The following is an 18,812-nucleotide window of genomic DNA, read 5'->3' on the forward strand; positions in this document are numbered from 1 at the left end:
GGGTTTGTCCCGGGTCGCGCGGCGGTACATCGACCGCGATGACCCCGACGCTGATCGACCCGCCCACCCCGGGCTGTCCGAAACGGATGGTCTTCGGCCCCTGCGGCGGGGTCCGCGGCGACGGGTCCTGCGAGCTGGACGCCGGCCTCCCGTGCCCGTGGTGCGACCCGTCCGGTCCGGCTGCGATCCGGTCGTGGCCGGAACCGGTCCCCGCCGCCCCGGCCCCGGACCCGGCGCCGGTCGTGCTCACCGACCTCACCGCCCCGCCCTACGACCTGCGGGCCACGCGCGCCGTCATCGAGACGCTCGCGCCGGTCTCGGACGGCCTGCTCATCGGCGAGGACCAGCACTCCCCCGACTTCCCGCCGACCATGATCGCGGCGGAGATCCTCGCCGCCGGCGGCGCCCCGTGGATCACCTTGACCTGCCGCGACCGCAACCGCGCGGTGCTCGAGCAGGAGCTCGCGGGGCTGGCCGAGCTCGGCGTCGCCGGGGTCCTCTGCGTCACCGGTGACGCGCGGGGTCCGGACGTGCGGCCCGAGATCACCCAGGTGTTCGACCTCGACAGCACCCGCCTCGCGCACCTCGCCGCCACCGCGGGCGTCCCCGCGGCCGTCGCCGTCGTCCCGGCCGCCCCGCCCGCCGAGCGGCGCGCCGAGGCGCTCGCGGAGAAGCAGCGGGCCGGCGCCACCCTCGCCGTCGCCAACCACGTCGGGTCGCCGGAGGACCTCGCGTCCTTCCTCGCCGCGGCACGCGCCGCGGGCGCCGACCTGCCGGTGATCGCGGGCGTCGCCGTCTACACCGACGAGGACACCGCCGCCGTGCTGTCCGCCTTCCCGGGCCTCGCCCTCGACCCCGAGGCGGTCGCCGCCGTGCTGGACGCCCCCGATCCGCTCGCCGCCGGGATCGACGCCGCGGTCGCCGAGGCCGAGGCGATGCTCGCGGTGCCCGGGGTGGTCGGCGTGAACCTCTCGGGCCGCGCCTCCGCGCAGGGCTGGCGCGTCGGCACCGAGGTCAAGGCCGAGATCGCCTCCCGACTCGCGGGGCGGCGCGCGTGAGCACCGACGACGACCTCGGGTCGGCGCGCGACTCCGCGATGGAGGCCGAGTTCGACACGGTCGCGGCCTGGACCGAGGAGGCCGTGCGCGCGCTCGGGCACGACCACGCGATCCCCGCGGGGTGCCGGGGCAGCGGCTCACCCGCCGACCTCGCCTGGATCGCGGGCGGGCTCGACCTGCACGGCGACCAGCGCTTCCTCGACTCCGGCGCCGGTCTCGGCGGGCCCGCCGCCTGGCTGTCCGAACACCTCGAGGGCCGCTGGTCGGGCCGCCCGGTGCTGACCGAGCCGATGGTGCACGCGGCGCAGTCGGCACGCCGCCTGTTCGGCTTCCCGGTCGCCGCGGCGGCGTCCGAGGACCTGCCGATCGTGACGGCGGGCGTCGACGCGGCGTGGTCGCTCGGCGTCCTCTGCGTCACCGCCGAGCGCGCCCGGATGCTCGCCGAACTGCGCCGCGTCCTCGTGCCGGGCGGACGCCTCGGGCTGCTCGTGCTGCTCCACGCCGGCGAGCCCCTGCCCGAGGAGCCCGAGGGCAACGACTTCCCCACCCGCGAGGAGCTGGAGGGCCAGATCGTCGACGCCGGCTTCCGGGTGGACGACGAGGTCGACGCCGCCCGCCTGCCGGGGGCGCCCATCGCCTGGAGCGAGCGGGCGGACCGCGTCGAGGAGTACATCGCACGCCACCACCGCGACCACCCGGCGTGGCAGCAGGCCGCCGAGCAGGACCGGATCATCGGCCGGCTCATGGGCGAGCGCCTCATCACCATGCACCTGCTGCGCACGACGGCGGTCTGACGGCGCCCGAAACCCCGCGCTGGTCCCCTGTGCTCCCGCTGCGGCAGGCGGCACGTCCGGACGGGGGACACACGGGTGGGCGGACCACCCGACGCGGAATCGGTTCAGCTCGGCGCGACACCGCCCGTCGCGCTCGTCGGGGCGACCCCGGACGGCTTGTATGGAGCGGAGCCGCCCCACACCGGTCCCGCGTCCGCGGTGCCGTCGGACGGCTCCGGGAGGAGCTCAGGTGACCTACGACGCGGTCAGTGCCTACACGGTGCTGTTCGGCGACGGCGAGGGCCCCGCGGCGGTGAGCGTCCACGGCTCGGCCGACGAGGCGTGGGCCGCCCTCGACACGCTGGTGCGCGGACGCTCGCGCCGCTGGCGGTCCCGTCCGGCCCCGGTCGACGAGCAGCGCGTCACCGAGCTCGCCGAGCGCTGGCGCCGCACCGACCCCGAGCGCCGCTACTGGCAGGTCGCCCCGCACCGCCTGCGCGTCACCATCCCGGCCATCGCCGCGACGCGGACGCCGCGACCCGCCTGACCGGCCCGGTCGTCGAGAGGTTCTAGGGAGGACCCCACCCCGAAGAGGGGTAGGCCCTCCCGACGCGTGGCCCGCCGCCGATCACGATCGTGACCAGGAGAGATGCCGGGCGAGGGACCCGGCTCCTGGACACGGAGGTGGGTCATGGGTCCGTCGTCGGTACACGATCACCTCCGCGGCCATCTCCGTGAGGCCCGGGCGGCGCTGCGCGTGGCCGCGGCCGTCTCCACCACCCTGCTGCTCGCCGCCGTGGGCACCGAGAGCGCGACGCCCGAGACCCCCGTCGCCGCGGCCCGCTCCCTCGTCGTCCTGGTGCACGGCTTCGGCGCGGGCCCGGACTGCTGGGACGCGATGATCCCCGCGCTCGGCGGGCCCGGCGTCGCCGTCGTCACCCACCGCTACACGTGGACCTCGGGCGTGGAGTCCCTCGGCGCGCAGCTCGCGGACGAGGTCACCGACCTCGCCCGGCGCAGCGGCGCCCGGTCGGTGACGCTCGTCGGTCACAGCCTCGGCGGCGTGATCGTGTCCGCGAGCCTCGCCGGCGGACGCCTCGACGGCGTCGTCACCCGCGTCGTCACCGTCGCCGCGCCGCTACGGGGCACCCGCTGGGCGCACCTGTTCCCCGTCGGCGCCGTCCGCGACCTGCGCGCCGGCTCCCCCGCCGTGCCGGCCGGCATCCCCTGGCTGGCCGTCGCCTCGCGCGCCGACGTCGTGGTCGACGTGCACAGCGCCGCCCCGGAGGGCGCCGAGACCGTCGTCGTCGACGGCCTCGGGCACTGCGGTCTGCTCAAGGACCCCGACGTGATCGCCCGGATCGCCTCCGGAGCCGTTTCCGCCCGCCGCGAACGGGGAGTTCGCGCGCATAGAAGCAGCGAACCGCGCGTTCGCTGCGGAACCCGGCCCCCGGCGCTCGTCGGGGCCTGAGCGCGCGAGGTCGCTAGACCAGCGGGCGGTCGGTCGGGTCGATCGGGCGCGGCAGGACGTCGCGGCCGGTGAGCATGGCGTCGACGCCGGCGGCGGCGGAGCGCCCCTCGGCGATCGCCCACACGATCAGCGACTGGCCGCGCCCGGCGTCGCCCGCGGCGAACACGCCCGGCACCGAGCTCTGGTAGTCGTCGCCGCGGCGCACGTTGCCCCGGTCGTCGTACTCGACGCCGAGGCTGTCGAGCAGGCCCTCCTTCTGCGGGCCGAGGAAGCCCATCGCGAGGAAGACGAAGTCGGCCGGGATCTCCCGCTCGCTGTTCTCGACGGGGACGAAGCGCCCGTCGACGCGCTCGACGTCGACCAGCCGCAGCGAGCGCACGTGGCCGTGCTCGTCGCCCAGGAACTCGTCGGTGTTCACCGAGAACAGGCGCTCGCCGCCCTCCTCGTGCGCCGACGACACCCGGAAGATCATCGGGTAGGTCGGCCACGGGTTGGTGTTCGGCCGCTCGGACGGCGGGATCGGCATGATCTCGAGCTGGGTGACCGACGCGGCGCCCTGGCGGTGGGCGGTGCCCACGCAGTCGGCGCCGGTGTCGCCACCGCCGATGACCACGACGTGCTGGCCCTCGACGTCGATGAACGAGCGCTCGTAGTCGCCCTGCTGGACCTTGTTCGACGGCGGCAGGTACTCCATCGCCTGGTGGATGCCGGTGAGCTCGCGCCCGGTGATCGGGAGGTCCCGCCAGGCGGTGGCGCCCACGGAGAGCACGACGGCGTCGTGGTCGGCGCGCAGCTTCTCGACCGACAGGTCGCCCTCGGCCGGGCCGCCGACCTCGACGCCCGCGAAGAACCGCGTCCCCTCGGCGACCATCTGCTCGAGACGGCGGTCGAGGCGCTTCTTCTCCATCTTGAACTCGGGGATGCCGTAGCGCAGGAGCCCGCCGATGCGGTCGGCGCGCTCGTAGACGGTGACGTCGTGCCCGGCGCGCGTGAGCTGCTGCGCGGCGGCGAGCCCGGCGGGCCCGGAGCCGACGACGGCGACCGACTTCCCGGTCTTGATCTCGGGCGGCTGCGGGCGGACGAACCCCTCGTCCCAGGCGCGGTCGATGATCTCGATCTCGACCTGCTTGATCGTCACGGGGTCGGAGTTGATGCCGAGCACGCAGGCCGACTCGCACGGGGCCGGGCACAGCGTGCCGGTGAACTCCGGGAAGTTGTTGGTGGCGTGCAGGCGCTCGATGGCCTCGGCCCAGTCGTCGCGCCACACCAGGTCGTTCCACTCGGGGATCATGTTCCCGAGCGGGCAGCCCTGGTGGCAGAACGGGATGCCGCAGTCCATGCAGCGCCCGGCCTGCTTGCGCAAGGTCGTCGGGTTGAGCTCCTCGTAGACCTCGTGCCAGTCACGGATCCGGATGTCGACCGGCCGGCGACGCGGGAGCTCCCGGCCGGTGGTCATGAATCCACGGGGGTCAGCCACGAGCGGCCTCCATGATCGCTTCGTTGACGTCGCGGCCGTTGCGCTCGGCGTCGGCGGTGGCCTCGAGGACCCGCTTGAAGTCGGTCGGCATCACCTTGGTGAAGCGCGGTCCGGCGGCGTCCCAGTCGGTCAGCAGGGCGTGCGCCACGGCCGAGTCGGTGAGCGCGTAGTGCCGCTCCACCATCGCACGCAGCTCGGCGAGGTCCTCCTCGCCGACGACCTCGAGCTCCACCATCTGGTGGTTCACCCGGCCCTCGACGAGGTCGAGCACGTAGGCGATCCCGCCCGACATGCCCGCGGCGAAGTTGCGCCCGGTGGGCCCGAGGATCACCGCACGCCCGCCGGTCATGTACTCGCAACCGTGGTCGCCGACGCCCTCGACGACGGCCACCGCGCCGGAGTTCCGGACGCAGAAGCGCTCGCCGACCTTGCCGCGCAGGTACGCCTCGCCGGCGGTGGCGCCGTAGAGGATGACGTTGCCGGCGACGATGTTCTGCTCGGCGACGAACGGGGCGTGGGGGTGCGGGCGCACCGAGAGCCGTCCGCCCGAGAGGCCCTTGCCGAAGTAGTCGTTGGTGTCGCCGATGAGGCGCATGGTCACGCCGCGCGGCAGGAACGCGCCGAACGACTGCCCGCCCGACCCCGTGAACGTGATGTCGATGGTGTCGTCGGGCAGGCCCGCGCCGCCCCAGCGCCGGGTGACCTCGGAGCCGAGCATGGTGCCGACGGTCCGGTTGACGTTGCGCACCGGCAGCTCCAGGCGCACCGGCGTGCCGTCGGCGATCGCGCCCTCGGCGAGCTGGATGAGGGTGTGGTCCAGCGCCTTCTCCAGGCCGTGGTCCTGGGGCACCGCCTGGTGCAGCACGGTGGCCGCGGGCACGTCCGGCCGGTGCAGCACCGGCGAGAGGTCGAGCCCCTCGGCCTTCCAGTGCGACTCCGCGGCCCGGGTGTCGAGGACGTCGGTGTGCCCGATGGCCTCTTCGATGCTCCGGAAGCCCAGTGCCGCCAGGTGCTCGCGCACCTCCTGGGCGATGAACTCCATGAACGCCACGACGTACTCGGCCTTGCCGTCGAACTTCTGGCGCAGCACCGGGTTCTGGGTCGCGACGCCGACCGGACAGGTGTCGAGGTGGCAGACGCGCATCATGATGCAGCCCGAGACCACCAGCGGCGCCGTCGCGAAACCGAACTCCTCGGCACCGAGCAGCGCGGCGATGACCACGTCGCGGCCGGTCTTGAGCTGGCCGTCGGTCTGCACGACGATCCGGTCGCGCAGGCCGTTGGCCAGCAGCGTCTGCTGGGTCTCGGCGAGGCCGAGCTCCCAGGGCCCGCCCGCGTGCTTGATCGAGCTCAGCGGCGAGGCGCCGGTGCCGCCGTCGTGCCCGGAGATCAGGACGACGTCGGCGTGCGCCTTGGACACGCCTGCCGCGACCGTGCCGACACCCACCTGCGAGACGAGCTTGACGTGCACGCGCGCCCGCGGGTTGGCGTTCTTGAGGTCGTGGATGAGCTGGGCGATGTCCTCGATCGAGTAGATGTCGTGGTGCGGCGGCGGCGAGATCAGCCCGACGCCCGGCGTCGAGAACCGGGTCTTCGCGATCCACGGGTAGACCTTGTGGCCGGGCAGCTGGCCGCCCTCGCCGGGCTTGGCACCCTGCGCGATCTTGATCTGGATGTCGTCGGAGTTGACGAGGTACTCGCTGGTGACGCCGAAGCGCCCGGACGCGACCTGCTTGACCGCCGAGCGCCGCGAGTCGCCGTTGGCGTCGCGGGTGAAGCGGCCGGGGTCCTCGCCGCCCTCACCGGTGTTCGAGCGCCCGCCGAGACGGTTCATCGCGATCGCGAGGACCTCGTGCATCTCCTGCGAGATCGACCCGTAGGAGATGGCGCCGGTGTTGAAGCGCTTGACGATCTCGGAGATCGGCTCGACCTCGTCGATCGGCACCGGGGTGCGGCCGGTGTCGGCGCCGTCCTTGAAGCCGAACAGCCCGCGCAGCGTCATCAGCCGCGAGCTCTGCTCGTCGACGGCGCGGGTGTACTCCTTGAACGTGTCGTAGTTCTGGGTGCGCGTGGAGTGCTGGAGCTTGAACACCGTGTGCGGATTGAACACGTGCAGCTCGCCCTCGCGGCGCCACTGGTACTCGCCGCCGACGGAGAGCTCGCGGTGGTCGGGGCGCACGCCGTCGGCCGGCCAGGCCTGGCGGTGGCGGATCGCGACCTCCTCGGCGAGGACGTCGTAGCCCACGCCTCCGAGACGCGAGGTGGTGCCGGCGAAGCAGTCCTCGACGACCTCGGTGCCCAGCCCGATGGCCTCGAAGATCTGGGCGCCGACGTACGAGGCGACCGTCGAGACGCCCATCTTGCTCATCACCTTGCGCACGCCCTTGGCCAGCGCCTCGACCACGTTGCGGGTCGCGGTGCCGGAGGTGACGCCGGTGATCACGCCGCGGTCGATGAGGTCGTCGACGGTGTCCAGGGCGAGGTAGGGGTTCACCGCGCTCGCGCCGTAGCCCAGCAGCAGCGCGACGTGGTGGGTCTCGCGGACGTCGCCGGCCTCGACGACGAGGTCGACGCGCGTGCGGGTCTTCTCGCGGACGAGGTGGTGGTGCACCGCCCCGGTGAGCAGCAGCGACGGGATCGGCGCGTGGTCGGCGTCGGAGTGGCGGTCCGACAGGATGATCACCCGGGCGCCGTCCTCGACGGCCGCGGAGACCTCCTCGCGGATCTCGGTGAGCCGGGCGCGCAGCGCGTCCCCGCCGCCCGCGACGTCGTAGAGCCCCGACACGAGGTAGGGCGCGAAGCCCGGCATGTCGCCGTCGTCGTTGATGCCGGCGAGCTGCGCGAGCTCGTCGTCGTCCACCACCGGCATCGGCAGCACCACGCGCCGGCACGACGCGGGCGAGGCGTCGAGCAGGTTGGTCTCCGACCCGAGGTGCACCTGCAGCGAGGTGACGAGCTCCTCGCGGTAGGCGTCCAGCGGCGGGTTGGTGACCTGCGCGAAGAGCTGGATGAAGTAGTCGAACAGCACGCGGCTGCGCGACGAGAACGGGGCGAGCGGGGCGTCGTTGCCCATCGAGCCCGTGGCCTCGGCCCCGCCCTGCGCCATCGGGCGCAGCAGCAGCGAGACCTCCTCGCCGGTGTAGCCGAAGGTCTGCTGGCGGCGCACCAGCACGTGGCGGTCGAACTTGTCGCGCGACCGCGACGGCAGGTCGGCGAGCTCGACCATCCCGGCGTGCAGCCACTCGTCGTAGGGGTGCTCGGCGGCGAGCTCGCCCTTGATCTCGTCGTCGTCGACGATCCGTCGTCCGACGGTGTCGACGAGGAACATGCGGCCGGGCTCGAGGCGGCCCTTGCGCACGATCGTCGCCGGGTCGATGTCCAGCACGCCGACCTCGGAGCCCAGGACGACCAGCCCGTCCTCGGTGACCCAGTAGCGGGCGGGACGCAGGCCGTTGCGGTCGAGCACCGCGCCGATCACCGAGCCGTCGGTGAACGCCGCGAGGGCCGGGCCGTCCCAGGCCTCCATCAGCGTCGAGTGGTAGCGGTAGAAGGCGCGCCGCGCGGTGTCCATCTCGGCGTGGTTCTCCCACGCCTCGGGGATCATCATCAGCACGGCGTGCGGCAGCGTGCGCCCGCCGAGGTGCAGCAGCTCGAGCACCTCGTCGAAGGTCGCCGAGTCGCTGGCGTCCGGGGTGACGATCGGGAACAGCCGGTCGAGCTCGGCCTCGCCGAACGCGCCGGTGGCGAGCATCGACTCGCGCGCGGCCATCCAGTTGCGGTTGCCGCGCAGCGTGTTGATCTCGCCGTTGTGCGCGAGGTAGCGGTACGGGTGCGCGAGGCTCCACGCCGGGAACGTGTTGGTGGAGAAGCGGCTGTGCACCAGCGCGATCGAGCTGGTGGTGCGCTCGTCGGCGAGGTCGGCGAAGAACGGCTCGACCTGCTCCTCGGCGAGCATGCCCTTGTAGACGACGGTGCGCCCGGACAGGCTCGGGAAGTAGGTCTCGACGCCCGCGGTGCGCGACTCGTGCTCGACGCGCTTGCGCAGGGCGAAGGCGCGGCGCTCGAGGGTCAGGACGATGCCCGCGTCGTCGTCGCCGGCGTTGGGGGTGTCGACGACCTCGTCCACGTGCGGCGGCAGGCCCACGAACAGCTGGCGGAAGCGCGGCATGACGGCGCGGGCGGTGGGGCCGATGCCGGCGCCGTCGGGGTCGACGGGAAGGTCGCGCCAGTGCAGGACCTCCAGGCCCTCCTCGGCGGCGACGCGCGCGACGATCACCTCGAGGTCCGCGGGGTCGGCGTCCGCGGGCAGGAAGGCGTTGCCCACCGCGTACCGACCCGCCGGCGGGAGCTCGACGCCCGCCTCGGCCAGCAGGGGGCGGTAGAGCCCGTCCGGGACCTGGATCAGGATCCCCGCGCCGTCACCGGTGTTGGGCTCGGCGCCCCGGGCACCCCGGTGCTCGAGATTGATGAGGGCCGTGAGGCCACGGCTGACCGTCCTGTGGTCGCGACGGCCCGCGATGTCGGCGACGAAGGCGACGCCGCAGGCGTCGTGCTCGAAGGCCGGGTCGTAGAGGCCCTCGGCCGGACGACCCTTCGCGAGGGTCCCCGTCCGCTGCGCAACGCGTCCGGTCTCAGCCACGTGGCCCCTCCCATCGTTCTCGTGCAGGTGGTGGTCGCCGGTCGCCCGGCGGGGGTGGACATGGGTGGGGAGCGTGACGCTCACCCGGAGACAGCCCGGCGCACCGGTCGGCGGTGGACGACCGGAGGGGCAACCTGACGTTAACCTCCGCCGCCGCCGCAGCGCACGGGGTGGACGCCTCCGAAAGAGTGCTCATCGCCACGTGGCGGCAACCGGCCGTCACCGCGTCGTCACGGTGTCTACGACGCTGCGTCGTCGGCTGCCCCGTGACGCCGTTCAGCGTCTGGAACGCCTGTCCGTGGCGCCGTAGGGGTCGCGGCCGGGCATCCCGGCCGCGGCGACGTCGCCCGGAGAGCGCGGCGAGGCCTGGTGGCCCCCTGAGCCCGCTGCCCTCGTGATCGATCCCGACACGCCGGTCAGTCTGCCGGGCGACACACCGGGACGCCAAGGGGCGTTACCGAGGGGTACGACGCGGCCACCGTCCGGGTGACACCCGGTGCGTGGCGCGTCGGGGCTGGTCGGGCCCCGGGTCCGGACCGGGATCAGTGGTGGAACGAGGGCTGCTGGCCCTCCGCGGGCATGGGCGACGAGAGCCGGTCGAGGTAGGCGGTGGCGGTGGTGATGTCGTCGAGCAGGCGGTCGGCGAGGTCGCCGGAGAGGCCGTTGCGGACCACGATCCGCTGCACCGTGCGGTCGGACAGGGCGTCGGGCAGCGGGTAGGCCGGCACCAGCCAGCCCCGCATCCGCAGCCGGTCGGAGAGGTCGTGCAGCGTCCACCTGTCCGTGTGCCCCGGCTTCAGCCGCCACGCGAACACCGGGATGTCGGAGCCGTCGTTCCACAGGTCGAACGCCCCGATCGAGGCGATGCCGGCGGCGAGGTGGCGGGCGACGGCCTGTGAGCCGCGCTGGACCTCGGTGAACCCGGCCCGGCCGAGCCGCAGGAACTGGTAGTACTGCAGCAGCACCTGGGCTCCGGGGCGCGAGAAGTTCAGCGCGAAGGTCGGCATGCTCCCGCCGAGGTAGCTGACGTCGAAGACGAGGTCCTCGGGCAGCCACCGGCGCTCGCGCCAGACCACCCAGCCGACGCCCGGGTAGACGAGGCCGTACTTGTGGCCCGACGTGCTGATCGAGTGCACCCGCTCGAGCCGGAAGTCCCACCGCAGCTCGGGCTGCAGGAAGGGCGCGACCATCGCGCCGGACGCCCCGTCGACGTGGATCGGGACGTCGAGGCCGGTGTCGGCCTGGATGCGGTCCAGCGCGGCGGCGATCTGCTCCACCGGCTCGTACATGCCGGTGTAGGTGACGCCCATGATCGCGACGACGCCGATGGTGTTCTCGTCGACGTGGGACGCGAGGTCGTGGCCGTCGAGGACGGGGCGCTCGTCGGTGATCGGGACGTAGCGCGGCTCGACGTCGAAGTAGTTGCAGAACTTCTCCCAGCACACCTGGACCGCCGAGCTCATCACCAGGTTGGGGCGTTCCGTCGACGCGCCGGCCGCCCGGCGCGCGTGCTGCCAGCGCCGCTTGAACGCGAGGCCGCCGAGCATGCAGGCCTCGGACGACCCGGTGGTCGAGGTCCCGATCGCCGCGTCGGGCGACGGCGCCCGCCAGAGGTCGGCGAGGATCCGCCAGCACCGCTCCTCGATGGCCGCGGTGCTCGGGTACTCGTCCTTGTCGATCATGTTCTTGTCGGCGGACTCGGCGTAGAGCCGCCCGGCGTGGTCGTCCATCCACGTGCCCACGAACGTCGCCAGGTTCAGGCGGGCGTTGCCGTCGAGCATCGTCTCGTCGTGGACGATCTGGTACGCGGTGGCGGGCAGGATCTCGTCGTCGCCCAGCCGGTCGCGCGGCCGGTCACCCAGGCGGTCACCCAGCTCGGCGGGGCGGGAGAACACCGGGCGCAGCTCGTCCCGTTCGGCGGAGCCGGTCATGATCCGGACCCTAGTGGCACATCCGCCCGAGGTGTTCGCGTGTCGCGACGGGGTAACCGATGGAGGTCGAACGCCTGTTCGATGACTCCACTATCACCGAGGAGAGTTCCGTGACCGACCCGCACGAGGTCAAGCAGCAGGGCACCGACCCGTCCACCACCTCCTCCGCCGAGAAGGACAACGCGAACTGGGTCACCGGCGACGAGCCGATGACCGGACCCCAGGCCAGCTACCTCGAGACGCTCGCCCACCAGGCCGGCGAGGAGCCGCCGACCGGGCTGACCAAGGCGCAGGCGTCCGACGAGATCGAGCGGCTGCAGGGGTCGGTGACCCCCGCCGGTGGCACCGGCGACGGGAACGGCGGGGACGGGACCCAGCCCGACCTCTCGCGCCAGGAGCGCCCCACCACCGACTGGGTCACCGGCGACGAGCCCATGACCGGTCCGCAGGCCAGCTACCTCGAGACCCTGGCCCAGCAGGCGGGCGAGGAGCCGCCGACGGGGCTGAACAAGTCGGAGGCCTCGCGGGCGATCGACGAGCTGAGGCAGAAGGCCCAGTGAGGAAGACCCAATGAGGACGACCCAGTGAGGAAGATCCAGTGAGGCTGGTCTGGCCGCTCGAGGGCACGAGCCCCCGGGCCGCGCCCGAGCGCGAGCTGGACCGCGACGGCCTCGCCGAGCTCTACGCCCACCCCGAGGGCGTGCTGCGCGTCAACTTCGTCGCCAGCGCGGACGGGGCCGTCGCCGTCGAGGGCGTCTCGTCGGGGCTCGCGGCCCCCGGGGACCGGACGGTGTTCGGCCTGCTGCGCGAGCTCGCCGACGTGGTCCTGGTCGGGGCGGGGAGCGTGCGCGCCGAGAGCTACCGGGGCGCGCGCACCTCCCCCGAGCGCGAGGCGCGGCGGCGGGCGCGTGGTCAGGCGCCGGTGCCGCCGATCGCGGTCGTCAGCACCCGCGGGGACCTCGACCCGGCGTCACCCCTGTTCACCGACACCGCCGTCGCCCCCCTCGTGCTCCTCACCGGCCCCGTGCCGGACATCGCGCCCGACAGCACGCGCAGCGCCCTGGCCGCGGCGGGGGCCGAGGTGGTCGACGTCGGCGGTGGCCCCGGCTCCACCGCCGCCGCGGTGGTCGCCGCCCTCGCCGACCGGGGCCTGTCCCGGGTGCTGTGCGAGGGCGGGCCTGCGCTGTTCGGCGCGCTGCTGGACGCGGGCTGCGTCGACGAGCTCTGTCTGAGCCTCGCGCCGCAGCTCGAGGGCGGGACCGCCGGGCGCATCGTCGCCGGCGCCGGATCGGGTGGTCCCCGGCCGCTGCACCTGGCGTCGGTCGTCGCCCACGACGACGGACTGCTCCTGCGCTACCAGGTCGGCGGCGCTCGTCCGTAGGAGACGGCGGTCACCTTTGTGGTTCTTTCGGGTGACGATCCATGACGACCCGGCCGCTGGTGGGTCCCACGGGTATCGGATCGGCAGACCATCGGGTCCTCCGGTTCGTAGAGATCTCCTCGGAGATCCCTCCAGAGATCCTTCCCAGCGACGCGCACCAGGGAGCGCCCCACCATGACGCAGAGCCCCAGCACCGCCACCGGCTCCGAGGCCGCAGCCGTGTCGAGCGGTCGGACCGGGACCAGCAGCACCCCGGCCCGTCTCGCCGACGACACGGGGCAGGGCAAGACCACCATCGCCTCCGGCGTGGTGCAGAAGATCTCCGGCATCGCCGCGCGCGACGTCTCCGGCGTCTACTCGATGGGCGGCGGGGTCTCCCGCGCCTTCGGCGCGATCCGCGAGCGCATCCCCGGCGGCAGCGGCACCTCGCAGGCCGCCGGCGTACAGGTCGAGGTCGGCGAGAAGCAGGCCGCGATCGACCTCGACATCGTCGTGGAGTACGGCGCCGGCATCGTCGAGCTGGCCCGCGCGGTCCGCCGCAACGTCATCGCCGCCGTCGAGCAGATGACGGGCCTCGAGGTCATCGAGGTCAACATCGCCGTCAACGACATCCACATGCCGGGCGACGACAGCGACGACGACTCGGGGCAGCAGGCGCCTGCGCAGCCCAGCACCCGCGTCGAGTGAGCACTCCCGACCCCCGGCGGACCGCCCACCCGAGCGGTACCGCCGTCGCCCCGGGCACCCCCGAGGCACCCGGTCTCGGGCCGCTGCCCGAACGGATCGCCGAGGAGCTGCTCGCCCACCCGGGCGTCGCGGCCCTCTCGGGTGGTCCGTACGGGACGGTGGCGAGCTACCTGCCCGGACGTCGCCTGCCCGGCATCGTGCTGGGCGAGGGCGACGAGCCCGACCGGATCGCCGTGGTCCTGCACTACGGCGCCCCGGTCGACAAGACGGCGGCCGAGCTGCGGCGCATCGTCGCCCGGGCCCACGGGTCCCGGCGGGTCGACGTGATCGTCACCGACGTGGAACTGCCGGAATGAACGTCCCGTCGACCGTCGGCGTCCGGGCGGAGCTGCGCGCGTTCGTGCGCACGCACCACCCCGACGTCGGCGGTGACCCGGCCGCCTTCGCCGAGGGCCTCGCCGCGTTCCGGGCGAGGCTGCGGCAGGCACCGGGCGGGGACGACGATCCCCGCTTCGACGCGCCGATCGTCGTCGTGTCCGACCGCCGGCTCGCCCGCCTCGGGCGGATGGGCCGTCGCCTCGCCCGCCGGTACGACCCCCGCCGCGGGTCCGCCCGCGTGCTCTAGATCGTTCCCGCCCCGCGCAGCGCGGGGCGACGCACACCGTGGAGGTAGTGGTCATGAGCGCCACCCGTGCCGGCATGTTCGTCGGCCTCATCCTGGGCGTGGCGGCCGCCGCCGGCGGCCTGCAGGGCTTCTTCATCGCCCTCGTGCTCGGGGTCCTGGGCTTCGTCGTGGGCCGCGTGCTCGACGGCGAGCTCGACGTCAACCAGTTCGTCGGGCGCGGCCGCGACCGATGAGCACCCCGACCGACGGTCCGGCGGCCCCGGGTCCGACGCCGGACCAGGCCCCGGGCGACGCGCCCACCACCCCGGTGTCGCGCGCCGGGACGGTGCCCCTCACCGAGACGACGCGGGGCACGGACGCGGCGCCCGGCGCCGCTGTGGCCCTGGCCCACTCCCCGGCCGGCTCCCCGGCCGACGACGAGGAGGCTGCGGAGCGCGGGCGCCTGGACGTGGCGCTCTCCGTCGTCCGCAAGATCGCGGAGTACGCCGCGGACCACACCGCCGGGACCGTGCGCACCCAGCGCCGCCTCGCCGGCCTGGACCTCGGCGAGTCCGGCGCCAGCGCCAAGGTGTCCGGGTACGGCGAGCAGGTGGACCTGCGCCTGGAGGTGCCGCTGGCCTACCCGGCCCGCATCACCGAGAGCGCCGCCGCGGTGCGCGACCACGTCCGCGAGCGCGTGCAGGCCCTCACGCCCTACCGCGTCCGCTCGCTGGACATCGGTGTCTCCGCCCTCACCGACCCCGCCGCCCGGGCGACCCCCCGGACCCCGACCTCCCGGACGGAGTGAGAAGTGCGCCTGCTCCTGCGCGTGCTCGCGCCGCTGCTCGGCCTCCTGCTGGCCCTCGTCGGCCTGGCGGTGGTGGTCGAGACGGTGACGCTCTGGGTCTCGCCGACCTCCAGCCCGCTGATCGTGCCGTGGCCGACGTGGCAGACCGCCGCCGAGGGCCTGACCTGGCAGTCGGGCGGCGTCCGCGCCGCCGCGATCGTCATCGGCGTCATCGGCCTGTTCGTGCTGATGCTCGGGCTCGTCGCCCGCCGCCACGACGTCTTCCTCGCCGACCCCGTCCCCGAGGTCACGGTGACGACGTCGCCGCGCTCGATCGCCCGGGCCGTCGGCCACGAGGTGCGGGCCCACGACGAGGTCGTGTCGGCGTCCGTCGTGGCGTCGGCCAAGAAGGTCACCGTCAAGGCCGCCACCCTCGACCCCGCGGCGGAGGTGCGCGACACCGTGCGCGAGCTCGTCGAGACGACGCTGGCCCGCCTGCCGCTCGCCCGGCGCCCGCGCGTCGCGGTGTCGGTCACCACCACCAAGGGGGTCAAGTGAGCCGCCGCTCGCGTGCCGCCGTCGCCCGCTCCGCCGGCGGCGACCGCACCCTGACCACGGTCCTCGGCCTCGTCCTCGTCGCCGCGTCGGTGCTCGCCCTGCTGGTCGGCTTCGGGGTGTTCGGGAGCTTCCGCGCCCAGCGCCCGGTGATCGACCCGATGATCGTCGAGTGGGCGTCCACGCACGTCACCGCCGCCCGGTGGATCGCCATCGGTATCGGCGTCGTGCTCTTCCTGATCGGCCTGTGGTGGACGCTGCGCTCGCTGCGGCCCGAGCCGCGCCCTGACGTCTCGCTCTCCGAGCTGCCGGGTGAGCGCCTGACCGTCGAGCACGCCGCGATCTGCGACGCCGTCCGTCACGACGCCGAGCTCATCGACGGCGTGAGCCGGGCCCGCGCCCGCCTCGTCGGCACCCCGCAGAAGCCGGCGCTGCGCCTGTCCCTCACGCTCGTCGAGGGCACCGACGTCCGCGACGTGTGGGCCGACCTCGACGGCCGGGTGCTCGCCCGGGCCCGCGAGGCCTTCGCGGTGTCCGCCCTGCCCACGGCCGTGCGCCTCGAGCTCGACGCCACCTCGGCGCCGACGCCGGCGCGGGTGCAGTAGCCGCTCTACCGAGCGGCCACCGCCGACCCGCTTCGGCGGATCAACGAGCGGTGAGCACTTCGGCCAGGTCGAACCGCACCGGACGCTCGAGCTGCTCGAAGGTGCACGAGGCCGGGTCGCGGTCGGGGCGCCAGCGCTTGAACTGCGCGGTGTGCCGGAAGCGGACGCCCTCCATGTGGTCGTACTTGACCTCCACCACGCGCTCGGGGCGCAGCGGCACGAACGACAGGTCCTTCTGCGCGTTCCACCGGCTGTGCTCGGCCTCGCGCGGCGTACGCGTGCCCTCCTCCTGCGCGGCCCACGCCCAGGGGTGGCCCTCGAAGGAGGTCACGAGCGGCTGGAGCTCGGCGAAGAGCTCGCGGCGCTTCGCCATGGGGAAGGCCCCGATCACCCCGATGCTCTGCAGCGACCCGTCCTCGGTGTGCAGCCCGAGCAGCAGCGAGCCGACGGCGTCGGGCCCCGACTTGTGCACCCGATAGCCCGCGACGACGCAGTCGGCGGTGCGCTCGTGCTTGATCTTGCTCATGACCCGCTTGTCGGGCTGGTAGGTCAGGTCGGCCTTCTTCGCGATCAGGCCGTCCAGGCCCGCGCCCTCGAAGCGCTCGAACCAGTCCCGGGCGGTGTCGATGTCCTCGGTCATCGGCGTGAGGTGCACGTCGGGGCGCTCGAGCCCGCCGACGACCTCCGCGAGGCGCTCGCGGCGCTCGGTGAAGGGCCGCGTGGTGAGGTCCTCGTCGCCGAGCGCGAGCAGGTCGAACGCGACGAAGTGCGCCGGGGTCTCGACGGCCAGCTTGCGCACCCGCGAGACGGCGGGGTGCACCCGCTGCAGCAGCGCCTCGAAGTCGAGCCCGGTCCCCTCGGCGTCGACGACGACGATCTCGCCGTCGATGACGCAGCGCGGGGGCAGCGCGGCGGTGAAGGCCTCGACGAGCTCCGGGAAGTAGCGCGTCATCGGCTTCTCGTTGCGGCTGCCGATCTCGACCTCGTCGCCGTCGCGGAAGATCACCGACCGGAAGCCGTCCCATTTCGGCTCGTACCGCTGCCCGGCGGGGATCTCCGCCACGGCCTTGGCCAGCATCGGGGACACGGGCGGCATGACGGGCAGGTCCACGAGGGCATCATGCCGCGCGGGCCGCCCCCTCACACCGGGCACCGCCCCCGGGAGTCAGACTCCCGGAGTCCGATCCGGAGATCAGATCGCGAGGAGCGCTGCGTGCCCCGTCCGACGACCCGGGCTGCCGTCGGTCCCGTGCCCAAGGTCGTCCTGGTGGTGCTCGCCGCCGCCCTGCTGCTCGGGGCGTGCGCGGTGGGGCCGTCGCAGCGCCCGCCCGTCGCCACCCGGGTGGACGACCCGATGACGCCGGTGCCCGCCCCGGAGACCGCGCTGCCCGGACCGCCGCCGTCCCTGCTCCCCCCGCTGCTGCCCGCGCCCGCGGCGCCCGCCGGGTTCACCGACTGCACCTCCGAGATCCGGACCTCGATGGGCGCCGCCGCCCTCGGCGGGCGGGACCTGCGCTTCGGGTGCCAGAGCGTGCCGGTCGGCGGCCGCGGCGGGGGCTCGTCGCGCGCCGAGGTCGGGGTGCTGCAGGTGACGGTCGGCCCCGTGCCCCCGGGCGGGCCGGTCCCGGTCGCGGTGGTCGGCGAGGCCGGCGGGCCGACCGGCTCCGAGCGGGCCGTGCGGCTCGCCGCGACCGCGCCCGCCCCGATGCTCGCGGGGACCGCGTTCTACGGGGTGGACCTGCGCGGCACCGGCAACTCCGAGCCGGTCGACTGCATCACGCCCAGCACGCGCGAGGCCCTCGTCGACGCCGACCCGCTCGCCGCCGACCCGGTGTCCCTCGCCCCGCTGCGCGAGGCCGCGACCACCGCGGCGCGCACCTGCACCCAGGTGCTCGAGAACGCCCTGACCGACTACCGCACGGGCGTCGACGCCGAGGACCTCGAGGAGGTCCGGATCACGCTCGGGGTCGACCGGCTCCACGTCGTCGGGGTCGGCGACGGCGCCGGCGTCCTCGCCACCTGGGCGCGCCGGTACCCGGCGTCGGTGGGCCGCACGGTGCTCGACGGCGTCGCCGACCCCACCACGACGTTCTCCCAGCGCGCCCGCGAGCGCGCCGCCGCCGCCCGCGAGGCGCTCACCGCGTTCGCCTCCGACTGCACCGCGCGCCCGGACTGCCCGCTCGGCCCGGACCCGGCGAGCGTCGTCACCGGCATCCTCACGAACCTGCACGCGGCGCCCCTGACCGGCGCGGACGGCCGACGCGTCACCGACGGCACGGTCACACGCGCGCTGGTCACGGGCCTCGCGGAGCCTGGGCAGTGGCCCGTGCTCGCGACCGCGATCGCGGCGGCGGGCCAGGGCGACCCGGCAGGCATCCTCGGCCTGCTCGCGCCGCTCGAGGTCGACGGCGGCGGCTTCGACGCCGACGTGCTGCTCACCTGCAACGACACCGTGGAGCGCCCGACGCCCGACCAGGTCGCCACGGACGCCGAACGGGCCCGCGCCGCCGACCCGCTCTTCGGGGCGTACTTCGCCCACGACGCCCTGCTGTGCGGGTCGTGGCCGGTGCCCACCGAGGCGCCCGAGGTGGGCCCCGCGGCCGGTCCGCCGTCGCTGGTGGTCGGCACCCGCGGCGACCCGGTGACCCCGCTCGCGGGCTCGGAGCGGGTCACGACGCAGCTGGGCTCGGCCACGCTCGTCACCTGGCTCGGTGCCGGGCACGGCGCCTACCCGGCCACGCCCTGCATCCGCGACGCGGTCGGCGGCTACCTGCGCGACGCCGTCCTGCCCCAGGCGGGGACGGTCTGTCCCCCCTGAGAGGTTCGTGACCTACCGGGCCGTGC

General features: G+C 74.3%; 18 protein-coding genes. 14 read left to right on the forward strand and 4 right to left on the reverse strand.

Translation table 11 applies throughout. The features are described from left to right. Positions 1-38: 38 nt before the first annotated feature. The 4 genes from OG774_RS09090 (at position 39) to OG774_RS09105 (ending at position 3,302) form a co-directional block, all read left to right on the forward strand. Positions 39-1,058, forward strand: coding sequence for a methylenetetrahydrofolate reductase C-terminal domain-containing protein (locus OG774_RS09090; protein ID WP_328308706.1), 1,020 nt, complete (start codon positions 39-41; stop codon positions 1,056-1,058). Continuing rightward, positions 1,055-1,852: a class I SAM-dependent methyltransferase gene (locus tag OG774_RS09095; protein WP_328308708.1), complete on the forward strand. Its 798-nt coding sequence runs from the start codon at positions 1,055-1,057 to the stop codon at positions 1,850-1,852. Before OG774_RS09090 ends, OG774_RS09095 begins: the two co-directional genes overlap by 4 nt. Before the next feature lie 229 nt (positions 1,853-2,081). Continuing rightward, entirely contained in the window at positions 2,082-2,378 is a 297-nt protein-coding gene (locus OG774_RS09100; protein WP_328308710.1) for a hypothetical protein, read from the forward strand. Between the two features lie 144 nt (positions 2,379-2,522). After that, on the forward strand, positions 2,523-3,302 hold the full coding sequence (locus OG774_RS09105) for an alpha/beta fold hydrolase (protein ID WP_328308712.1): 780 nt from the start codon (positions 2,523-2,525) through the stop codon (positions 3,300-3,302). A 13-nt stretch (positions 3,303-3,315) separates the two neighbouring features. Here the strand turns inward: OG774_RS09105 and OG774_RS09110 are convergent, their stop codons facing one another. The 3 genes from OG774_RS09110 to OG774_RS09120 all read right to left on the reverse strand — a co-directional run bounded on the left by OG774_RS09110 (position 3,316) and on the right by OG774_RS09120 (position 11,349). Next, complete coding sequence (locus tag OG774_RS09110; RefSeq protein ID WP_328308714.1) at positions 3,316-4,779, reverse strand: glutamate synthase subunit beta; 1,464 nt, start codon at positions 4,777-4,779, stop codon at positions 3,316-3,318. Continuing rightward, positions 4,772-9,418 (reverse strand): glutamate synthase large subunit, encoded by a 4,647-nt coding sequence (gltB, locus tag OG774_RS09115; protein WP_328308716.1) that lies wholly within the window; start codon positions 9,416-9,418, stop codon positions 4,772-4,774. Before gltB ends, OG774_RS09110 begins: the two co-directional genes overlap by 8 nt. 542 nt (positions 9,419-9,960) lie before the next feature. Further along, complete coding sequence (locus OG774_RS09120; protein WP_328308718.1) at positions 9,961-11,349, reverse strand: glutamate decarboxylase; 1,389 nt, start codon at positions 11,347-11,349, stop codon at positions 9,961-9,963. 110 nt (positions 11,350-11,459) lie between these two features. On the opposite strand from OG774_RS09120, the gene OG774_RS29810 reads away from it, so the two are divergent. From OG774_RS29810 to OG774_RS09170, 9 genes are all read left to right on the forward strand, one after another. Continuing rightward, positions 11,460-11,909 (forward strand): DUF3072 domain-containing protein, encoded by a 450-nt coding sequence (locus OG774_RS29810; RefSeq protein ID WP_442873963.1) that lies wholly within the window; start codon positions 11,460-11,462, stop codon positions 11,907-11,909. Positions 11,910-11,947: 38 nt separating this feature from the next. After that, positions 11,948-12,730, forward strand: coding sequence for a pyrimidine reductase family protein (locus OG774_RS09135; RefSeq protein WP_328308720.1), 783 nt, complete (start codon positions 11,948-11,950; stop codon positions 12,728-12,730). Between the two features lie 174 nt (positions 12,731-12,904). Beyond that, positions 12,905-13,417, forward strand: coding sequence for an Asp23/Gls24 family envelope stress response protein (locus tag OG774_RS09140; protein WP_274197021.1), 513 nt, complete (start codon positions 12,905-12,907; stop codon positions 13,415-13,417). Then, positions 13,414-13,773, forward strand: a complete 360-nt coding sequence (locus OG774_RS09145) for a hypothetical protein (RefSeq protein WP_328308724.1) — start codon at positions 13,414-13,416, stop codon at positions 13,771-13,773. Before OG774_RS09140 ends, OG774_RS09145 begins: the two co-directional genes overlap by 4 nt. Next, positions 13,770-14,042: a hypothetical protein gene (locus tag OG774_RS09150; protein WP_328308726.1), complete on the forward strand. Its 273-nt coding sequence runs from the start codon at positions 13,770-13,772 to the stop codon at positions 14,040-14,042. Before OG774_RS09145 ends, OG774_RS09150 begins: the two co-directional genes overlap by 4 nt. Before the next feature lie 53 nt (positions 14,043-14,095). Next, the gene (locus tag OG774_RS09155) at positions 14,096-14,275 is read left to right on the forward strand and encodes a hypothetical protein (RefSeq protein WP_274197018.1); all 180 of its coding nucleotides are present in this window, start codon (positions 14,096-14,098) and stop codon (positions 14,273-14,275) included. Further along, complete coding sequence (locus OG774_RS09160) at positions 14,272-14,829, forward strand: Asp23/Gls24 family envelope stress response protein (RefSeq protein WP_328308730.1); 558 nt, start codon at positions 14,272-14,274, stop codon at positions 14,827-14,829. The genes OG774_RS09155 and OG774_RS09160 overlap by 4 nt, the downstream gene beginning before the upstream one ends. A 3-nt stretch (positions 14,830-14,832) precedes the next feature. Further along, on the forward strand, positions 14,833-15,366 hold the full coding sequence (locus OG774_RS09165; protein ID WP_328308732.1) for a DUF6286 domain-containing protein: 534 nt from the start codon (positions 14,833-14,835) through the stop codon (positions 15,364-15,366). Beyond that, positions 15,363-15,968, forward strand: a complete 606-nt coding sequence (locus tag OG774_RS09170; protein ID WP_328308734.1) for an alkaline shock response membrane anchor protein AmaP — start codon at positions 15,363-15,365, stop codon at positions 15,966-15,968. Before OG774_RS09165 ends, OG774_RS09170 begins: the two co-directional genes overlap by 4 nt. A 40-nt stretch (positions 15,969-16,008) precedes the next feature. Here the strand turns inward: OG774_RS09170 and OG774_RS09175 are convergent, their stop codons facing one another. Continuing rightward, positions 16,009-17,079, reverse strand: coding sequence for an ATP-dependent DNA ligase (locus OG774_RS09175; RefSeq protein ID WP_328308736.1), 1,071 nt, complete (start codon positions 17,077-17,079; stop codon positions 16,009-16,011). Positions 17,080-17,181: 102 nt separating this feature from the next. On the opposite strand from OG774_RS09175, the gene OG774_RS09180 reads away from it, so the two are divergent. Continuing rightward, entirely contained in the window at positions 17,182-18,786 is a 1,605-nt protein-coding gene (locus OG774_RS09180) for an alpha/beta hydrolase (protein WP_328308738.1), read from the forward strand. Positions 18,787-18,812: the final 26 nt, after the last annotated feature.

This window comes from Actinomycetospora sp. NBC_00405 (assembly GCF_036044095.1).
Classification (GTDB): Bacteria; Actinomycetota; Actinomycetes; order Mycobacteriales; family Pseudonocardiaceae; genus Actinomycetospora; species Actinomycetospora callitridis.